The sequence below is a fragment of the Micromonospora sp. NPDC048907 genome, assembly GCF_055586885.1.
Map to the genome: position 1 here is coordinate 463,528 of NZ_JBVJHI010000004.1, position 18,629 is coordinate 482,156.

The 18,629-nt window shown below is 74.2% G+C and carries 5 protein-coding genes; 3 read left to right on the top strand and 2 right to left on the bottom strand.

Annotation, left to right across the window (positions count from 1 at the left end; translation table 11 throughout):
• The first annotated feature begins 71 nt into the window (after positions 1-71).
• From ACZ6PY_RS16100 to ACZ6PY_RS16110, 3 genes are all read left to right on the top strand, one after another.
• On the top strand, positions 72-1,316 hold the full coding sequence (locus ACZ6PY_RS16100; protein WP_466072854.1) for an RICIN domain-containing protein: 1,245 nt from the start codon (positions 72-74) through the stop codon (positions 1,314-1,316).
• A gap of 109 nt (positions 1,317-1,425) precedes the next feature.
• Positions 1,426-1,944 (top strand): GNAT family N-acetyltransferase, encoded by a 519-nt coding sequence (locus ACZ6PY_RS16105; protein WP_466072855.1) that lies wholly within the window; start codon positions 1,426-1,428, stop codon positions 1,942-1,944.
• A 16-nt stretch (positions 1,945-1,960) separates the two neighbouring features.
• The gene (locus ACZ6PY_RS16110; RefSeq protein WP_466072856.1) at positions 1,961-2,803 is read left to right on the top strand and encodes a PhzF family phenazine biosynthesis protein; all 843 of its coding nucleotides are present in this window, start codon (positions 1,961-1,963) and stop codon (positions 2,801-2,803) included.
• Positions 2,804-2,855: 52 nt separating this feature from the next.
• Here the strand turns inward: ACZ6PY_RS16110 and ACZ6PY_RS16115 are convergent, their stop codons facing one another.
• Positions 2,856-12,521: a hypothetical protein gene (locus tag ACZ6PY_RS16115; RefSeq protein WP_466072858.1), complete on the bottom strand. Its 9,666-nt coding sequence runs from the start codon at positions 12,519-12,521 to the stop codon at positions 2,856-2,858.
• A gap of 227 nt (positions 12,522-12,748) precedes the next feature.
• Positions 12,749-18,544 carry a WD40 domain-containing protein gene (locus tag ACZ6PY_RS16120; protein ID WP_466072860.1) on the bottom strand — a complete coding sequence of 1,932 codons (5,796 nt, stop codon included), beginning with the start codon at positions 18,542-18,544 and terminating at the stop codon, positions 12,749-12,751.
• Between the last annotated feature and the right edge of the window lie 85 nt (positions 18,545-18,629).

Genomic DNA, 18,629 nt, shown 5'->3' on the forward strand with positions numbered 1-18,629 from the left:
GACAGCTTGGCACTTCGTTCATAACTTCATCGAAGTCTATCTTTATGACTTGTTAACAGCAGGGAGGCACCGTGCGCAGGATCCGCACCATCGCCGCCGTGGCCCTCGCGGCCGTGGGCCTCACGGCCGCGCTCACCACCGTCACCGACACCCCCGCCGTGGCCGCGCCCGGCGCGGTGACCTGGTCCGACGACTTCAACGGCGCCGCCGGGACGCCGCCGGACGCCAGCCGGTGGCGGTACGACATCGGCGGCAGCGGCTGGGGCAACAACGAGCTGCAGTACTACACCAACAGCACCCGCAACGCCGCCCTCGACGGCAACGGCAACCTGGTCATCACCGCCCGCCGGGAGAACCCGTCGGGCTTCTCCTGCTGGTACGGCACCTGCCAGTACACCTCGGCGCGGCTGCTCACCAACGGCACGTTCAGCCAGGCGTACGGCCGCTTCGAGGCGCGCATCAAGATCCCTCGCGGGCAGGGGATCTGGCCGGCGTTCTGGATGCTCGGCAACGACATCGCCACCAACCCGTGGCCCAACAGCGGCGAAATCGACATCATGGAGAACATCGGCCGCGAACCGTCCACCGTGCACGGCAGCCTGCACGGGCCGGGCTACTCGGGCGGCAACCCGCTGACCGGGCAGACCTCGCTGCCCGGCGGCCAGGCGCTCGCCGACGCCTTCCACACGTACACGGTCGACTGGGCGCCCGACTCGATCACCTGGTACCTGGACGGCGTCGCGTACTCCCGCAAGACGCCGGCCGACGCGGGCGGCAACCGGTGGGTCTTCGACCACCCGTTCTTCATGATCATGAACGTGGCGGTCGGTGGCAACTGGCCGGGCTCGCCGGACGGCAGCACCACCTTCCCGCAGACCATGACCATCGACTACGTCCGGGTGCAGGCCTGGGACAACGGTGGTGGCGGCGGCGGTGGCACCGGCGGGCAGATCGTCGGGTACGGCAACAAGTGCGTGGACGTGGCCGGCGCCAACACCGCCAACGGCACGGCGGTCCAGCTCTGGACCTGCAACGGCACCGCCGCCCAGCGGTGGACCTGGAACACCGACGGCTCGGTCCGCGCCCTGGGCAAGTGCCTCGACGTGAGCGGCGGGTCGACCGCCAACGGTGCGAAGGTGCAGCTCTGGGACTGCAACGGCAGCGGCGCCCAGCGGTGGGTCTTCAGCGCCAACGGCGACATCGTGAACCCGCAGGCCAACAAGTGCCTGGACGCGACCGGCGCCAGCTCCGCCGACGGCACCCGGCTGCAGATCTGGGACTGCACCGGCGGCGCCAACCAGAAATGGCGCCGCTGACCCCCTGACCACACCCCCAGCCCGTTGATCATGAAGTTGGCGCCCTGGAACGCGCTTGCCACGGGCGCTAACTTCATGATCGACGGGCTGGGGTGGTGGTGTGGTGGGCATGAGCGGGGATGGGGTCGGGGTGGTTCGTACCGCGCGGTTGGATCTGGTGCCGTTGCGCGTCGACCATGCCGAGGAGATGGCGGTCGTGCTGGGTGATCCGGAGCTGCACGCCTTCATCGGGGGCGCTCCGGCTGATCCGGCGGGCCTGCGTGCGCGGTACGAACGCCTGGTCGCCGGCTCGCCCGACCCGGCCGTCGCCTGGCGCAACTGGGTGGTCCGGCTCCGCGACGAGGCGTGCCTGGTGGGCACCGTGCAGGCGACCGTCACCGGGCCGGCCCACGAGCGTGTCGCGGAGATCGCCTGGGTGGTGGGCACGCCCTGGCAGGGACGGGGCATCGCCGGCGAGGCGGCCCGCGGGCTGGTGGCCTGGCTCGGGCGGCAGGGGGTGCGGACCGTCGTCGCCCACATCCACCCGGAGCACCGGGCCTCCGCCGCCGTGGCCACCGCCGCCGGCCTGGCGCCCACCGACGTCCGGCACGAGGGCGAGATCCGGTGGGTGGGTCCCGCCGGGCGCTGACGCGTACGGTGGCGCCATGACGCAGGTCCTGCGGTACGCCGCCTTCACCACCGACCCGGCGGCGGGCAACCCCGCCGGGGTGGTCCTCGACGCGGACGCGCTCACCGATCCGCAGATGCAGGCCATCGCCGCCGACGTCGGATACTCCGAGACGGCGTTCCTCACCGCCGCCGGCCCGGGCGAGTTCGACGTCCGCTACTTCAGCCCGCAGGCCGAGGTGCCGTTCTGCGGCCACGCGACCATCGCCTCCGCGGTGGCCGTCGCCGAGCGCGCCGGCACCGGCGATCTGGTCTTCCGGACCCGAGCGGGCGTGGTGCGGGTGGCGACCGCCCGGGACGCCGACGGACGGCCCACCGCGACCCTGACCAGCGTGGCGCCCTCGGACGCGCCGGTGGCGCCGGACGATCTCGCCGAGGCGCTCGCCGCCCTGGGCTGGGCCGCGACGGATCTCGACCCGTCGCTGCCGCCCCGCGTCGCGTACGCCGGGGCGCACCACCTGATCCTCGGCGCGGGGACCCGGGAGCGGCTGGCGGCGCTCGACTACGACTTCGACCGGCTGCGCGACCTGATGCGGCGGCGGGACTGGACCACCGTGGCGCTGGTGTGGCGGGCCTCCGGCACGCGGTTCGACGTCCGCAACCCCTTCCCGGTGGGCGGCGTCGTCGAGGACCCGGCGACCGGGGCGGCCGCCGCCGCGCTGGGCGGCTACCTGCGTACCCACGGTCTGGTCGAGCCGCCGACCACCCTGCGCCTGCACCAGGGGGCCGACCTCGGCCGGCCGGGTCTGCTGGTGGTCGACGTGCCGGCCACCGGCGGCATCCGGGTGACCGGCAACGCCGTGGTCATGCCGGCGAGCTGACCGACGCCGGGGCCCGGCTCCCCGAGGGAGAGCCGGGCCCCGGACGCGTCGCTCAGTCGGTGCAGGACGGTGTGTCGAAGTGCCCCGGGGTGCTCGGGAACGCCGCGCCCGCGCCCTGGTCCTTGTTGTCGCGCGGGTACACGTAGGACAGCTCCAGGAAGGCGGAGGTGCCCGCCGTGGTCACGTCGCCGGCGCTGCGTCCGGCACCCGTCGCCCAGGCCAGCCGGGTCAGGAAGTCCTGCATGGCCGGGCTGTGCTGGCGGATGTCGTTGAACCCGCCGTACGCCGAGTTGCAGTGGGTGAACAGGTTGTAGGCGCCGTTCCAGTCGAACAGCCGGTCGCCGTTGTTCGGCCCGTTCTGGGTCACGTCGCCCTGGAGCACGTCCCGGTCCCAGCCGCCGTAGATCCAGTCGGTGCCGTGGTGGTGCTGGTTGTCGGCGAGGACGTCGTTGTCCAGGTTGGTCGCCTCGAACCAGCGGCACGGGTCGACCGTGCCGGCGGCCAGGTCCACCGGCCAGGCACCCGCCGCGCAGTTGCCCGGGTAGGAGCCGCGCGGCCGGAAGTCCAGCAGGTCGGAGCCGAGCACCGCGGTGACCGCCGGGCCGCTGGTCGCCCCGGCGCCGCCGAACAGGTGGTCGACGTACTGGTCCTGGGCGCCCCGGGCGGCGGCGCTGAACACGCCGTTCACCAGGCACTGCGGGTTGGCCGCGTCGAGTACCGGGTCGCAGCCCCTGCCGCCCCAGAGCACGTCCGAGCCCTCGCCGCCGAACACCTCGTCGCCGCCGCTGTCACCGTTGGCCACGTCGTCGCCGAAGCCGCCGTGGATGTTGTCCGCGCCGGCCCCGCCCCGGATGAGGTCGCCCGCCCCGGCGGTCAACCCGGCGTACGGCATGGGCGCCGAGGTGGCGCTGCCGATCCAGGCGTCCCCGTCGGTGTCGTGCAGCAGGTCCACCCGGCGGTCGTAGCCGCCGGCCCGGAACCCGGTGTACGACTCCTGCGGCACCGAGGAGAGCGTCACGGTGAAGCCCAGCGCCGCCACGTCGTCGGCGTTGAGGAACTGGTTCACCACGCCGCCCCGGTCGCCGAGGATGGCGTCGCGGCCGTCCTCGCCGTAGAGGTTGTCGGCGCCCAGCTCACCGAAGAGGTCGTCGTCGCCGGCGCCACCCCGGATCTGGTCGTCGCCGTCCTGACCCCAGGCGCCGTCGTTGCCGGCGTCCCCGTAGAGCTGGTCGTTGCCGTAGGCGCCGGCCGGCTCGCAGGTGGCCTGGGCCGTGGTGCAGAACCGGGTGGACGGGCCGGGCAGCGCCGGGTCGTGGGTCCGGGCCGCGGTGGCGTCGGCCGGCACCGCGCCGGTCGGGTACCGCTCGGAGTAGACCCGCTCGGCCGGCTTCCCGTTCACCGTGGTCACCGTCCGCAGCAGCGAGCCGTTGTCGCCGAGCAGCACGTCGTCGGCGCCGTTGCCCTCGACCACGTCCCCGGTGTCCCGGAACCCGGCGGCCGCGCTGCCGCCGATCAGGTCGTCCTGCCCGGCCGGCGCGCCGGCGCCGACCAGGTCGGCGGCGGCCGCCGGGTCGCCCGGCCAGCCCGGGTCGGGCAGCGGCGTGACCGAGGTCCGGCCCGCCGCGCCGAGGGCGGTGTCGCCGCGCAGCGCGTCCGCGCCGCCGTTGCCCTCCAGGTAGTCGCCGTCGCCGTCGCCGGTCAGCGCGTCGTCGCCGTCCTGACCCCAGAGAGTGTCGACCCCGTCGCCGCCGCTGATCCGGTCCGCGCCGAACCGGTTGGGGCTGACCGCCGCCCGGTCCAGCAGCACCACGATCCGCGGGCCGAACGGGTTGCCGTCCGCCCCGAGCCGGACCGTCACGGCCGTCGGCTGCTCACCGGGGAGCGGGCGGAGCACCGCGCCGTTGTCCCCGATGACCGCGTCGGAGCCGGGTCCGCCGAACACGGCGTCCGCGGTGTCCGGCTGGCCCGTCGTGGCCGGCCCGGTCCCGTCGTACGCGGTGCTGGAGCCGCCGACCAGGTCGTCGTCGCCGGCGTCGCCCTCGACCCAGTCGGAGTCGGGGCCCCCCTCGGCGAAGTCGGCGCCCGCGTCGGCGTGCACCCGGTCCGGGCCGCCCTGGCCGAAGATGACGTCGTCGGCGTCGCCACCCGAGATCAGGTCCCCGCCGGAGGTGCCGGCCGCCGGGGTGAACCCGAGGTCGAGCAGCGTGACCCTGCGGGACGGCACGGCGCGGGCCTGGGTGACCCGGGTCGCATCGGCGGTGGCCGGCGTGAACCGGGCGTTGTCCCCGGCGATCAGGTCGGCGTCGCCGTCACCGAAGAGCTGGTCGCCGGTGTCCGGGCGCCCGGTCCCGGCGACGGGCTCCTGGGCGGAGCCGCCGACGATCTCGTCCTTCCCGATGCCACCGTGGACCACGTCGGCGCCGTTGTTGCCCTCCAGCTGGTCGTCCCCGCCGTCACCGTCGACCCGGTCGGCGCCGAGCCCGCCGTACGCGACGTCGCCCTCGGGCCCGCCGGAGAGCACGTCCCCGGCGCCGGCGGCCGGCACGTCCCCGGCCAGGTCCAGCGGGTACGGCCCGACGTCACCGATGCGCGGGGTGCCGTTGTCCCCGACGATCCGGTCCACGCCGTCCTCGCCGTAGACGAAGTCCCGGCCGTCGGCCACGCCGGCCACCCGTCCGCCGCCGTAGAGCACGTCGTCGTCGGGGCCGCCGAGCACCTGGTCGTCACCCTCGTCGCCCTCGGCGGTGTCCACGCCGGTGCCGCCGTACAGGCCGTCGTCGCCGGTGTTGCCGAAGAGCAGGTCGACCCCGTCGTCACCGTGCAGCTGGTCGACGCCCGGCCCGCCCCAGGCCCGGTCGGCGCCGCCGCCCAGGTGCAGGGTGTCGTCGCCGAGCTGGCCACAGGCCCGGTCGTCACCGCCGCCGAGGTCGGCCCGGTCGTCGCCGCTGCCGGCGGTGACCACCTCGACCCCGGCCCCGCCCAGGATGAGGTCGGCCGAGCCCTGGTCGGTGGGGGCCGGCTGGCCGCCGGCGAGAGTGGCGTCGGCGCAGGTCTCGGCGGTCAGTCGCCGGTCGCCGAAGACGGTGGCCCCGCCGTCGCCGCCGACCACGTGGTCGCTGCCCAGGCCGCCGACGAGCAGCTTGGTCTGCGACTCGGTGCCGGCCGGCAGCGGCTGGTGGACGACCTGGCGGGCCGGGCCGTACCCGTCGGTGCCGTCCGGGTCGCCGACGCTGGACGGCTCGGCGATCACGTAGTCCTCGTCCGGGCCGCCGAACAGCTCGTCGGTGCCGTAGCCGCCGACCAGCACGTCGTCGCCGCCGTAGCCGTACACGTGGCCGGTCTGGCCGTTGGCCGAGTGGGACACGACCAGGTCCGCGCCGGCGCTGCCGTGCACGGTGTCCTGGCCGGCGCCGGTGTCGACCCGGTTGATCAGGCCGGCGTCGCCGCTGCCGGCCGCGTCCGGGTCGGCCGGCGCGGTGCTGCCGGCGGTGTGGATGGTGTCGTCGGCCTTGCCGCCGTTGAGGATGTCCGCGCCGGGGCCGCCGACGATGACGTTCTTCCCGTTCGGCCGGTCGTCGAGCACCACGCCGACGACGTCGTCGCCGCCGTTGCCGTAGACCGTGCTGGCGCCGTGCCCGACGGTGACGTGGTCGTCGGCGCCGGTGGTCTCCTCGGTCGGGTCCTTCAGTTTCGTCCAGTCGACCAGGCCGGTGAGGCCCTTGTCGCCGACCGAGGTGTGCACGGTGGTGGTGCCGGGGCGGTCGACCGCGCCGAGGTCGCTGTCGCCGGCCACGACGTCGTTGCCGTCGCCGGTGGTGACGGTGTCCTTCCCGGCGCCGCCGGCCACCCGGCTGACCTGGCCGGCCGCCTCGGCGGTGACGATCACGTCCTCGCCGCCGCGCCCGTCCACCCAGGCCGGGCCGGTGCCGGTGCGGATCTGGTCCTTGCCGTCCGAGCCGATGACCACGGCGGCCTTGTCGAACGCGGAGGTCTTCGTGCCGTCGCCGCCGGTGTCACCGTCGCCGAGCAGCAGCACGGACATGGCGACCTTGTCCGCGTCGGCGACGCTGTAGCCCCGCCCGTCGACCACGACCCGGGTCAGGTTCGGGTCGAGGAACTCCTGCTTGCGGCCGAGCGCCTCGACCGCGAAGCCGTCGAAGTCGGCGTTGTCGTCCGCGAAGTGCACCGCGTACACCTTGATCACGTCACCGGCGTAGGTGGGCTTGGTGTTGTCCCACGCGGTCTCGCCACGCTCGTCGTCCGTGCCGAACCTGCCGGCGAAGACGACCAGGGTGTCCCCGACCGTGCCGCCCAGCTCGGGTGGCTTCGGTGTGCAGTCGGGTTGGGCGCGGAAGTCCAGGAGGGTGGCGTCGACCAGGGTGAAGTCGAAGGTCTTGGAGAACAGGAACAGGTCGATGGTGATGTAGACCTTGAGGAAGACCGACAGCTGCCCGCTGGTGGTGAAGAGGCAGACCGGGTTCACCAGCAGGGCCTGGAGGAACTCGCTGGTGCGGAACTTCCCGTCGTTGTTCGGGTCGTTCCAGCTGAACCCGACGGTCAGCCGGATGCCGCCCTCGATGCCCGCCTTGACGATGAGCACGCTGACCTCGGCCCCCGCGGCGATCTCGCCGCGCAGGGTTACCACCGGGACGGCCTTGCCGGTGCTGTCGGCGGTCTTGAAGTAGAGACCGTCGAGGAGGCTGACCGCGTCGAGGTCGGTGCCGTCGGTGGCGGCCTCCACGGCGTGCCGGATGCCCGCGGTGTCGAGGCCGGCGATGAACCGGGCGGTCACCGAGGCGCTGCCGGAGAGGGTGACCAGCACCGGCGGCGGGGCGTACACCGGGCCGAAGGACTGCCGCCAGCTGAAGCCGAGCGACAGCGGGCCGGAGTCGAAGCCGACCAGCTCGACGTCCTGTCCCATGAGCAGGCCGAACAGCGAGCCCGGGTTGTCGAAGATCGGGAAGCTGAAGCCGGTCTTCTGGGCGTTGGACTTCCCGTCGGAGCCCGCCGCGAACAGCTTCTCGCCGTCGTCTCCGGCCGCGCCGTCCACCGCGGACTTCACCTCGGCGGCGGTCTTCGCCTTCGTGAACGGGTCGTCCCGCTTGATCAGGCTCTCCGCGGACGCCGGCGACGCCTCGGTGGTGAGCGCCTTCGCCGGGTCGACCAGGAACTGGCCGAGCGGGATCGAACAGCCGGCGTCGCAGTCCGGTATCCGGTTCACGAAGCTCACCACGGCGCGGACGGTGTCGACGAAGTCGAGCTTCGGCCCGCCGGTGAGGGTGCTGAACGTCTTGGCGAGCCAGACCAGCGTGATGTCCGGTCCGCCGGTGGCCTTCGACAGGTCCGACAGAACCGGGATCGGCGCGTACAGCGTGTCGAGGACCGGCTGGAGCGGGCCGGTGACGGCCTTGAGCTTCTCCACCACCGGCTTGAGGATCTTGCTGAAGAAGGCGCCGGCGTCCAGCGCGATGTCGGTGAACGTCACCTGCAGCGGGGTGCTGACCCCGCCGCCGGTGGCACTCAGCCCGCCCTGCTTGTGCTCCAGGCCCCACTTCAGGCCGAAGCGGGCGCTGACGCCGGGCAGCGCAGAGCCCACCTCGTCACCGGCGTTGACCGTCGCCGCCAGCTTCCAGTCGATGTTCACCTGGGCGGTGAGGTCGGTGGCGAGCAGGGAGCCCAGGTCGGCGAACTCGGCGAGGGTGAGCTTGGCGTCCGGGTCGGCGGCGCAGTCCGCGGCCACCGCCGGGTCGAAGCAGCTCTTCTCCCCCGCCGAGCCCTTCAGGTCGACCCCGAAGTACGCCCGCACCAGCGGCGCGGTGCCCTGCTTGGTGGCGTTCACCTGGATGAAGGCGAGCTGGGCGGCCAGGTCGCCGGTCATGTCGAAGCTGGCGCCGATCTGCACCTCGGGCGCGGTGTCCCCGTCGTGGGTGGGGACGTAGAAGCCCTCGTCCCGGTCGAGGATCAGGTCCAGGTGCAGCTTCCAGCCGAGTTTGGCCTGGATGCCGTCCGGGGCGCCCTTCTTGGCCTTCAGCGACAGGCCGGGGATGCCCAGGTCGAGCGGGACGTTCACACCGAGGCACGTGTCGCTGTCGCTCGCGTCGGTGCAGCCGGCCGCGGCCGAGGGCGCGCCCCGCGCGGCGGTCAGCTTGATCCGGATGGACTGGAAGTCCTCCGGCTGGCAGGGAGTGGCCACCCCGCTGCGGCAGCCGACCACCGCGCTCACGCCCGGGTCGAGGTCGGCCAGCACGTCGTTGAGCCCGCTCTGCACGCCGGCGCTGTCCAGCGTGGCGTCCGCCAGCACCGGGCCGATGGCCGCCTTGACGTCCGCGCGCAGCTGGGCCACGAACTTCTGGCCCTGTTGCAGGTCGTCGCCGACCAGGGGCAACTTGCCGTCGAAGCTGGCCAGCCGCAGCGCGTCCTCCACCTTGGCCAGGTAGCCGTCGATGCCGACGTTGAAGTCGGTGAGCTTCAGCGACAGGTTGGCGAAGCAGGAGGTGAGGTCCGGGGTCTGCGCGTGCGGCGCCAGGTCCAGCCCCATGGTGAAGGTGAGCAGGTTCGTGGCGTCGGCGGGTTCGCAGTTGTCCACGAACAGCGGCGCGCGGGCACAGATGGGGGTGGTCGCGCTGCCGACCCCGCCGCCGCAGTCCACGCCGGCGGTGGTGAACGTCGGCGTCAGGCCGAGCAGGTCGGTGACCGGCCCGTCGGCGGTGAGCCCGCCCACGCCCACGCTGAGGTTCGCCTTGACGGTCGCGAAGTCGGGGTCCTTGCCGAGGTTGAGGGCGAGCGGGCCGACCCGGGCGGCCAGCGCGGCGTCGTCCACCCCACCCTTCACCGTCACCTTGGCCGAGGAGCTCTTGTCCAGCAGGGGCGCCGCGTTCAGTTTCAGCGGTAGCAGCAGGCCCAGCTTGGCCTGGGCGTCCACGTCGACGGCGAAGGTGCCGGAGCTGTCCAGGCTGACCAGGTCGCGCGCGCCGTCCCAGGCGAAGGCGAGCGGCCCGGCGGTGCGCACGTTGCGCTTCCAGTCCAGGCCGACCCGCAGGTACGGGCCGCCGGCCCGCTCGTCCAGCGTGAACTGGATCCCGCTGTCCGCGCCGATCGCGCCGTTGAGCTGGTCGAGGGCGTCCTGGAGGGTGTCCGGGGGCGCGGCGAGCAGCTTGTCCAGCGCGTCGGCCAGCTCGGGCCGCAGCGCGTACGCCGTGCCGTCCGCGGGCTTCGGTGTGCCGGCCGCGTCGACCCGCAGGGTCTGGCCGTCCACCCGGTCCAGCACCCGGTACGCCTTGCTGCCGATCACCAGGGTCCGCCCGGCGAGCCGGGGCTCGAAGGCGGCGTCGCCGCTGCGGTTGGCGTCCTTGAGCAGGAAGTTCGTTCCGTCGGCGGCGAACGTGACGCCCTTGCCGACGCCGCTCTCGTCGGCGCCGAGCAGTTCCCGCGCGGACCGGCCGAGCAGCGGGATCTCGGTGTTCAACGGCCCGCTGCCGCCACCGGGCTGGGTGAGCGCGGCGTTGACCAGCCGCAGCGCCTCGATCACGACCGCGAAGAGGGCCTTCGGGTCGTCCGGGTTGAAGTCGACGGCGAAGATCCCGTCGAGGCTGCTGGTGTCCACCACCGGCTGCTCGCCGGCCTTCCAGCTCACGTCCACGCCGACGCCCTGGCCGAGGGCCCCGGTGGCGCCCGGGACGCTGACCGTGACCCGCCCGGTGGTCTTCACGGAGGAGGAGACGGCGAGCAGGTTGCCCGGCTCGGCCTGCAGCCGGCGGAACAGCTCGCCGAGGCTGACGTCCTGCGCCTGCTTGAAGCTGACCTGGACCATCCGCTGCCCGGCCGCGGCCGGGCCGACGGCGAGGTCACCGCCGAGCTTGACCTTGAGGAAGCCGGCGGTGGCGAAGAAGTCGACAGCGGTGGCGATCGGGAAGTCCGCCGCGAACAGGGGCGTGGACGGGTCGGTGCGCAGCAGCACCCGGTCGGCGTTGGCCTCCGGGCTGCCGAGGTCGTCGCGCAGGTCGAGCACGAGCGTGACCGCCGCGCTGTAGCGGGGCTTGACGGTGGCGAAGCTGGCCTGGGCGTTCGCGGCCCGCAGGCCGACCTTCTTGTCGCCGCCGGCCGGCTTGGTGAGCGTGCCGGCCAGCTCGACAGCGCCGATGTTCGGGCTGGAGCCGCTGATCACCCAGACGCTGTCCGGGCCGGGCTGGCCGCCGATCCAGTTCTCCTGGAGGGTGACCGTGGTGGCGGTGTTCGCCGCGATGGTGCCGGCCGAGGTGCCCGCCACGACCCGCTGGCCGACCAGCTCGCCGGGGGTGAACCGGTTCTCGCCGACGCTGAAGCCCTTGGCCGTGAAGGTGGCGCCGCGGCCGGAGACGGAGGCGGCGCCCGGGTCCAGCGGCACCGCCACGGTGGACTCCCGCTCCAGCTTCACCCGGAAGACCAGCTTCTCGTCGGCGAAGGAGAGGTTGTCGACCGGCAGCCCCTCGGCGGCGAGCAGCGCCACGAGCTGCTGGATCGAGCTGAACTTCGGCTGGCCCGCCTTGGCGGGGTCGTCGGTGGCCGGGTCGAACTCCGGGTCGTCCGGCTTGGGGTGCACGTACTTCTTGAGGAAGCCGGTGAGCTTCTCGTTGACCTTCACGGCGTCGGCGAAGGTGCCACGCAGGAAGGGCAGGCTCAGGTTGCCGGCCGGCCCGCTCTGCTGCACCCCACCGAGCAGGGTGGCGAGCTGGGCCAGCCCGGAGGCCAGGTCCAGCGGGCTCATGTTCCGGAACTTGGCGATGGTCTCGTCGAGCCCGGTGGTGGTGACGGTCGGGCTGCCCACGCTGATGTCGTTCCAGTCGACCTTCACGGTGGCGGCGACGGCCGGCACGGCGAAGGGGGCGCCGGCGGTGGCCGCGCCGAGGTTCACCTGGCCGTGGACGGAGCCGGGGCCCGGCTCGCTCTCGGTGTCGGAGATCCGGCCGCCGCCGGAGTTGTCCAGGGCGACCTGGACGAGCCCGCCGAGGGAGCCGGCCGCGCCCAGCTCACCGGTTCCGGTGCCGGCGCCGGTGTCGAAGGCGAGCCGGCCGTCGCCGTTGGGGTCGGTCACGGTGACCTTGACATGGGTACGGGCCGTGAGGGTGCTGCCCGCGGTGAGCGTGACGCCGAGGATGCCGACCGAGGCGGTGGCCTGGTCCAGGTCGGCGCGGAGGGTCGCCGCGGCGTCGACGTCGAGGCGCGGGGTGTCCCCGTCGCGGACCAGGTAGGTCTCCCCCGCGGCGGTGTGCCGGGCTCGCAGGTGCAGGGTGGCCCAGCCGGTGACGTCGACCGCCTTGCCGACGGTCACCCCGCCGACCGCGAGGTCCTTCGCGGTGACCTGCCGTTTGGTGGTCACCAGCACGTCGAGCAGGTGGTCGCCGCCGCTGGTGCTCACCGTGCTGGTCAACCGGGTGCCCCCGCCGAGGTCCACATCGTCCCTGGTGAGGCCGCCGGCCAGGGCGTCGGAGGCCTTGCGGGTGAGCTTGTCGGTGTCCACGAGCGCGCCCGGGCTGACGCCGAGCAGCGGCAGCGGCTGGCCGAGCAGGCCGACCCGGGACAGCCCGCCCTCGGCCCAGGTGGCCGTGCGGGACATCAGGGTCTTGAGCGCGGTCTCCCAGGCCTCGTCCGCCTGGGCCGGCGCCGCCGTCCACACCAGGGCGAGCGCGGCGGTCACCACCGCCGCCGTCAGGCTGGCGAGCAGCCGTCGTAGAGCCACCATGAGCCACCTCTTCCTCGATGGCCGTCATCGACGGCGCTGGTCCCGCGCCAGCACATCGATCGCGGAGGAGACCCACAACTTCTGTGTCGAGATCGTGACAGAGCGTCAAACTGATCGGTTCACATCGCTACACCGCACGTCCGGGATGGACTGATCGGTCAGCCAGAACCTGTCGAGGCGTGTAACGAAGCGGCCGGCGCCGACGCTGGTAACGGTCGCGTCGCGGGTCAGAACGGGGCGTCCACGGCGAGCCGCCGCACCTGGGTCAGGTACGGGTCCAGCTCACCCACCTCGAACCGGCAGGTGCCGATGACGTGCCAGAACTGGCCGCCCGGGTCGCCGTCCAGCTTGTACCGGCCGTCCGGGCTCACCGCCGCCCAGCCGTCGGGCAGCCCGATGAGGGTGGCCCGCAGCTGGGCGTGCTCCGGGTCGGCGACGTCCCACAGCCGCACGGTCCCGTCGTCGCCGGCGCTGGCCAGCAGGCTGCTGTCCGGGCTGAACGCCACCGACCAGACCCGCCGGGTGTGTGCCGCCAGCGTGCCGTGCAGCCGGCCGGTGCCCGGGTCCCAGAGCCGGATGACGAGGTCGTCGCCGGCGGTGGCGAGCAGGTTGCCGCTGGGGCTGAACGCGCAGGACCAGAGCCGGCCGGTGTGCTCGGTGAGCACCGTGCGCCGCTCACCGGTGAGCGCGTCCCAGACCACGGCGACGCCGTCGTTGCTGGCGCTGGCGAGCAGCGTCCCGTCGGTGTTGAAGGACACCGCGTAGACCCGGTCGGTGTGGTGTTCGAGGGTGAGCCGGCAGGTCGCGGTGGCCGCGTCCCAGAGCCGGACGAGCTGGTCGTCGCAGCCGGTGGCGATGGTCTCGCCGTCCGGACTGAACGCCATGGCGCGCACCCGGCCCCGGTGCGGGGTGAGGGTGGCGAAGTGCCGGCCGGTACGCCGGTACCACAGCCGCACGGTGTCGTCGTCGTTGGCGGTGGCGAGGGCGTCGCCGTCCGGGCTGAACGCGGTCGCCCACACGTGGTCGGTGTCCACGTTGAGTTCCCGCTCGTCGAGGCCGGTCTCGGTGTTCCACAGGTGCACGCCGCCGTCGCCGCTCGGGGCGGCGACCAGCGACTCGCCCGGGCAGAAGACGACGGAGAGCAGCCGGTCCGCCGGGCTGGCGAGCTGCCGGACCAGCCGGCCGGTGCGCGGCTCCCAGAGCCGGACCACGCCGTCGTTGCCGCAGGCCGCCAGGACCTCGCCGTCGTCCCGGAAGGACAGCGCGGTGACCCGCCGGCCGTGCCCCCGCAGCGTGTGCTGGAGCTGCCCGGAACGCACGTCCCACAGCCGGGTGGTGCCGTCGTTGCTGCTGGTCGCCACCTGGGCCTGGTCGGGCCGCCAGACCACCGGCCACACCGAGCCGCGGTGCCGGGTCAGCTCGTGCCGGAGCTGCCCGTCGGCGCTGTCCCAGAGCTGGATCGCCCCGTCGCTGGCGGCGGTGGCCAGGACGCTTCCGTCGCCGTTGAACCGGACGCTGTAGATCGCGCCGCGCTGCCGGCCGAGCACCCGGACCGGGCGGCCGGTCTCCAGCTCCCAGAGCCGCAGCGCGCCGTGGGTGTCGCCGGTCGCCATCAGGGTGCCGTCGGGGTGGATGTCGAGCGCGTACACGTCGGCCTCGTGGCCGCGCGGCTGGCGCAGCAGCTCCCCGTCGGTGGCCCGGCGGATCCACACCCGCCCGTGCTGGCCGACCGCGGCCAGCAGCCGACCGTCGGGGCTGTGCACCACCCGGTAGACCACCTCCGGCTCGCGCACCTCGAAGGCGAGCCGGCCGGAGGGGATGTCCCAGCCGCGCACCACGCCGGCGCTGTCGACCACCACGACCCGACGGCCGTCCGGGCTGAACGACGTGCCCCAGATCGGCGCGGCGTGGCCGGGCCACTCCTGCCGCAGCCGGGCCGTGCGGGTGTCGTAGAGACGGACCACGCCGGCCGCGTCGCCGACGACCAGCCGGCCCCGCGCGCCGTCGGTGAGCAGCGGCCACACCCAGCCGTCGAAGACGTCCTCGATGACGTGCCGCACGTCGCCGTGGTCGGCGTCCCAGAACCGCACGGTGAGGTCGGCCGCCCCGGTCACCAGCTGGTGCGAGGCGGCGTCGAAGCGGACCGCGTAGACCCGGCCCCGGTGGCCCTGGAGGGTCCGCACCGGCAGCCCGGCGGCGGTGTCGCAGATGAGCACACCACCGTCGTCGCTGCCCACCGCGAGCACCGACCCGTCCGGGCTGTACGCCACCGGCACGGGCAGCCGGCCCACCTCGAAGCCGTACGCGACGCCCACGGCCGGCGGCGCCAGGCCCGGCGCGACCGGACGGCCCGGAGCGACCACGGCGCCGCGCAGCTCCGGCGCGCGCAGCAACGCCGCGTCGGCGCTCACGTCGATGAGCGCCGCCCGGTGCCACCGGCTGCCGGTGATCCGGGCGCCGCGCAGGTCGGCGCGGAACAGCCGGGCACCGGCCAGCTCCGCGTCGCGCAGATCCGCCCCGGCCAGGCGGGCCTGGTCCAGGCGGGCGCCGCGCAGCCGGGCGTGCTCCAGCCGCGCCTCGGTGAGGTTGGTGGCGACCAGCCGGGTGTCGGTCAGGTCGGCGCCGGTCAGGTCCGCCCCGGCGAGCTCCCGGTGGGACAGGTCCTCGCCGCGCAGCACCGCGCCGCGCAGGTCGGCCCGGTCGGGCAGCCGCAGCCGGGCGCTGAGCCGCAGCGCGTTGGCCCGGACCGTCTCGCCGGCTCCCTCGTCACCCAGCACCCGGGCGGTCCAGGCCGTGCAGCGGGCGGGGTCGGCCAGATCGCCGAGGAACTCGACGGTCAGCGCGGACAGCGGGCGCACCGCCAGCGCGGCCGGCTCCTCCCCCCGGTTGAGCTGCTCGGCCACCCCCTCGGCGACCAGCCACTCCATCACCGAGGTGTGGATGAACCCGAACAGCCCGTCGTCGGTGCGGACCAGCAGGCTGCCGGCGCCCACCGCGTGGATCGCCTGCGGCCCGGACAGCCGGGAGTCGGCCAGCCCGGCGAGGTGGCCTGCGGCCTCGGCCAGCTCGGCCAGTCGCAGGTAGGACTCGCCGCTCTCCCAGAGCTGGAAGGCCAGCCGGCTCACCGCCTGCCACAGCTCGGGCCGGCGCAGGCTCACCGGCGCGCCCGGGATGCCCTGGGTGCGGCGCTCCTCGAAGTCCAGCCAGGACTCCAGGATCTCCCGGTAGAGCGCCGCCGCGCTGAACGTGCCGCCCGCGCCGGCCACGGCGGCCAGCCGCCCCTCGTCGAGGTTGGCGATGAAGCCGAGCATGCGCGGGTTGCGGGAGAGGCCGAGCAGGTCCTTCACCCCGGCCAGCAGGTCCAGCCGCTCGCGCGCGGCCCGCTCGTCGCCGCCGTAGCGGTGCCGCAGGAACGTCTCGATCTGGCCGGGGGTGAAGTCCTCGATGGCCAGCACCCGGCGGTGCGGCAGCAGCCCCACCCGCTCGCCCAGCGCGGTCAGCACCTGCGAGTTGGTCTTGAAGTGCTGGGTCCGGCTGCTCACCACGATCTTCGCGTGGCCCTCGGCCGCCTGGAGCAGCGTCTCCAGGTGGTCGGCGGCCCGGTCGTAGGTCACCCGGGCGACCAGCTCGTCGAAGCCGTCGAAGAGCAGCACGATGCGGCCCTGCCGGAGCATGTAGCGGAACGCCTTGAGGTCGATCACCTGCTCACCGTGGTTGGCCAGGTGCGCGGCCACGAGGCCGTCGACCGAGTGCGCCTTGTCCAGCGCGCGCAGCTCCACCAGGATCGGGATGAGGTCGGGGGCGGCCGTGGGCAGCCGGCGGGCCACCTCGCGCAGGGCGAAGGTCTTGCCCCGGCCGAAGTCGCCGAGCACCAGCACGAACCGGCCGTCCGGCGCGGAGATCAGCTCCAGCAGCTCGTCCACCACGTCCTCGCGGACCCGCTGGTCCGCGCCGACCAGGTGCCGGTAGCGCTGCGGGACGTACTGCCCGGGCGGGTAGAGCCGGTCGGCCTGCAGCCGGGCGGTCTGCGCGGCCACGTACTCGCGCAGGTCGAGCAGGCCCTGGAACTCGGTCAGGTGCAGCAGCCGCACCCCGCGCCGCTGCGCCGCCTCGGCCAGCCCCCGCGGCGCCCGGTCGCCGTCGTAGACCAGCTCGGAGGGGATGTCCGGGTCGGTGGCGTGCACCCGCCGGGCGAAGCCGTCGACGTCGGCCGCCGACGGGGTGCCGACGTGCGCCCCGACGCGCTGCTGCCGGACCACCCCGTCGGCCCGGTAGGTGACGTAGAGGTGCGGCGGGTCGGCCTCGACGCGGCGGACCACCACCCGGTCGTGGCGGGCCTCGCAGACCTCGGCGAGCCGGTCGAGCAGGCGCTCCAGCGGGGCGGGCGCGGGCGCGGCCGGAGTGGCGGCCGACGGGTCCTCGGCGGAGCCCTGGGTGGGCCCCTCGACCACGGTGGGCAGCCGCGGGTCGGGCACCTGGGCGGGGCCCGCCGCGCCGAACGTCGCGTCGGCCCGCGGCCAGCTCAGCCGGGTCGGCTCGCCCACGTCGTGCCGGTCGTCGCGGCCGAGCACCCAGCGGGTCATCCCGTCGGCGCCGAGCCGCAGCACCTGGGCCCGGCCGTCCCGGGAGGCGGTGGCCAGCGGCACCACCGGCTCGACCCGGGGGCCGGGCGCGGCGTCGGCGAGCAGCAGGTTGAGCATCGGGCCGACCAGCCGGTTGAACGAGCCGCGGTCGCGCAGCGACACCCCGTCGGGCACGGCCACCTCGTCGGCGTACGGGGTGCGCGGGCCGGGGGCGTGTGCCATGGCGCCGAGCCGCAGCCACCCGGACTGCTGGTAGTGGCGCAGCCGCTGGGCGAACCAGGTGGACTGGGCCTCGCCGAGGAAGCCGTACCGGTCCTCCTCGCGGTGGGTGATGGCCACGGTGGAGTTCAGCCCGGCCACCACGACCCGCAGGTCCGGCACCGGGAAGAGGGTCCACGGCTGCTCGCTGTCGAAGATGCGGTCGTCGAGGCCCTGGTAGAGCTCGTCGAAGAGGCGCGCGTAGTGCCGCCACTTCGGCCAGTACGGCGGCTGCGGGTCGACGTCGTCGGCCTCGCAGGTGGCGAAGTAGGCGCGGCTGGCGGCCATGGTGACGTCGCGCGGGCCGGGCACCACGACCAGCCGGTGCGGCTCCAGGCCGAGCAGCACCCGCAGCCCGGTGAGGAAGCTCAGCGCGTCGGAGAACTCCCGGGGGCTGCCCGACTCGGTCAGGTTGCCGGCCACCACCAGCAGGTCCGGCCGCGGCACCCCGTCGTTCAGCAGCAGGGTGAGGTCGCCCATCAGGTGTTCCTGGAGTTCGCCGGGCGTGACCGGCGCGCCCGGCTCGATCACCCCGCGGCCGAAGCGCGGCCCGGCGACCTGGAGCACGGTCACGGCGCCGCGCGCCGTCGGCACGGCCGCCGCCGGCGGGAACGGCGGCGGGTTGATCGGGGTACGCCGGGCGCGGCGGGGCGCGGGCGCGCCGGCGGCGGGCGCGGCGAGCACCCCGGCCGGGTCGGCGGGATGGTGCGGGAAGGCCGGCTGTCGCATCGGTTTGGCGCGGCCGTCGAGCGTCTGGCGGATCCGGTCGAGCACCCGGCCCCGCGCCTGCGCCGGGTCGCTCACGCCGACCAGGTCGACGTAGGTGATGGTGGCGAGCAGGCCGTCGATAGGGCAGTCCTCGACCCGCACGGTGACCAGCTTGTTGCCGGTGCCGTCCGGGTCGGCGCGCAGCGCGGCCTGCCATTCGAGCTTGCCGTAGGTCGAGTGCAGGTAGCGTTCGGACAGCACCGCCACCACCACCTCGGCCTCGCGGACCCCCCGGTCCATGAAGTCGATGAAGTTGGTGCCGGCCACGAAGTCCCACGCCTGGAGCAGGGTGCGGTAGCCGGCCGCCTCGAACTCCCACGCCAGCCAGGTCGCCCACCGCTCGTCGGCCGGGGAGTAGCTGATGAAGAAGTCGATGGGGCGGTCGGACCGGGTCGGGTGCGCGCCTACAGCCACCCGATCATTATGGCCACTGACGGTCAATTCGTGGACACCCACGGCAGCCGCCGGGGCGGTCGCGTCGGCCGGTCCGGCCGGGCGG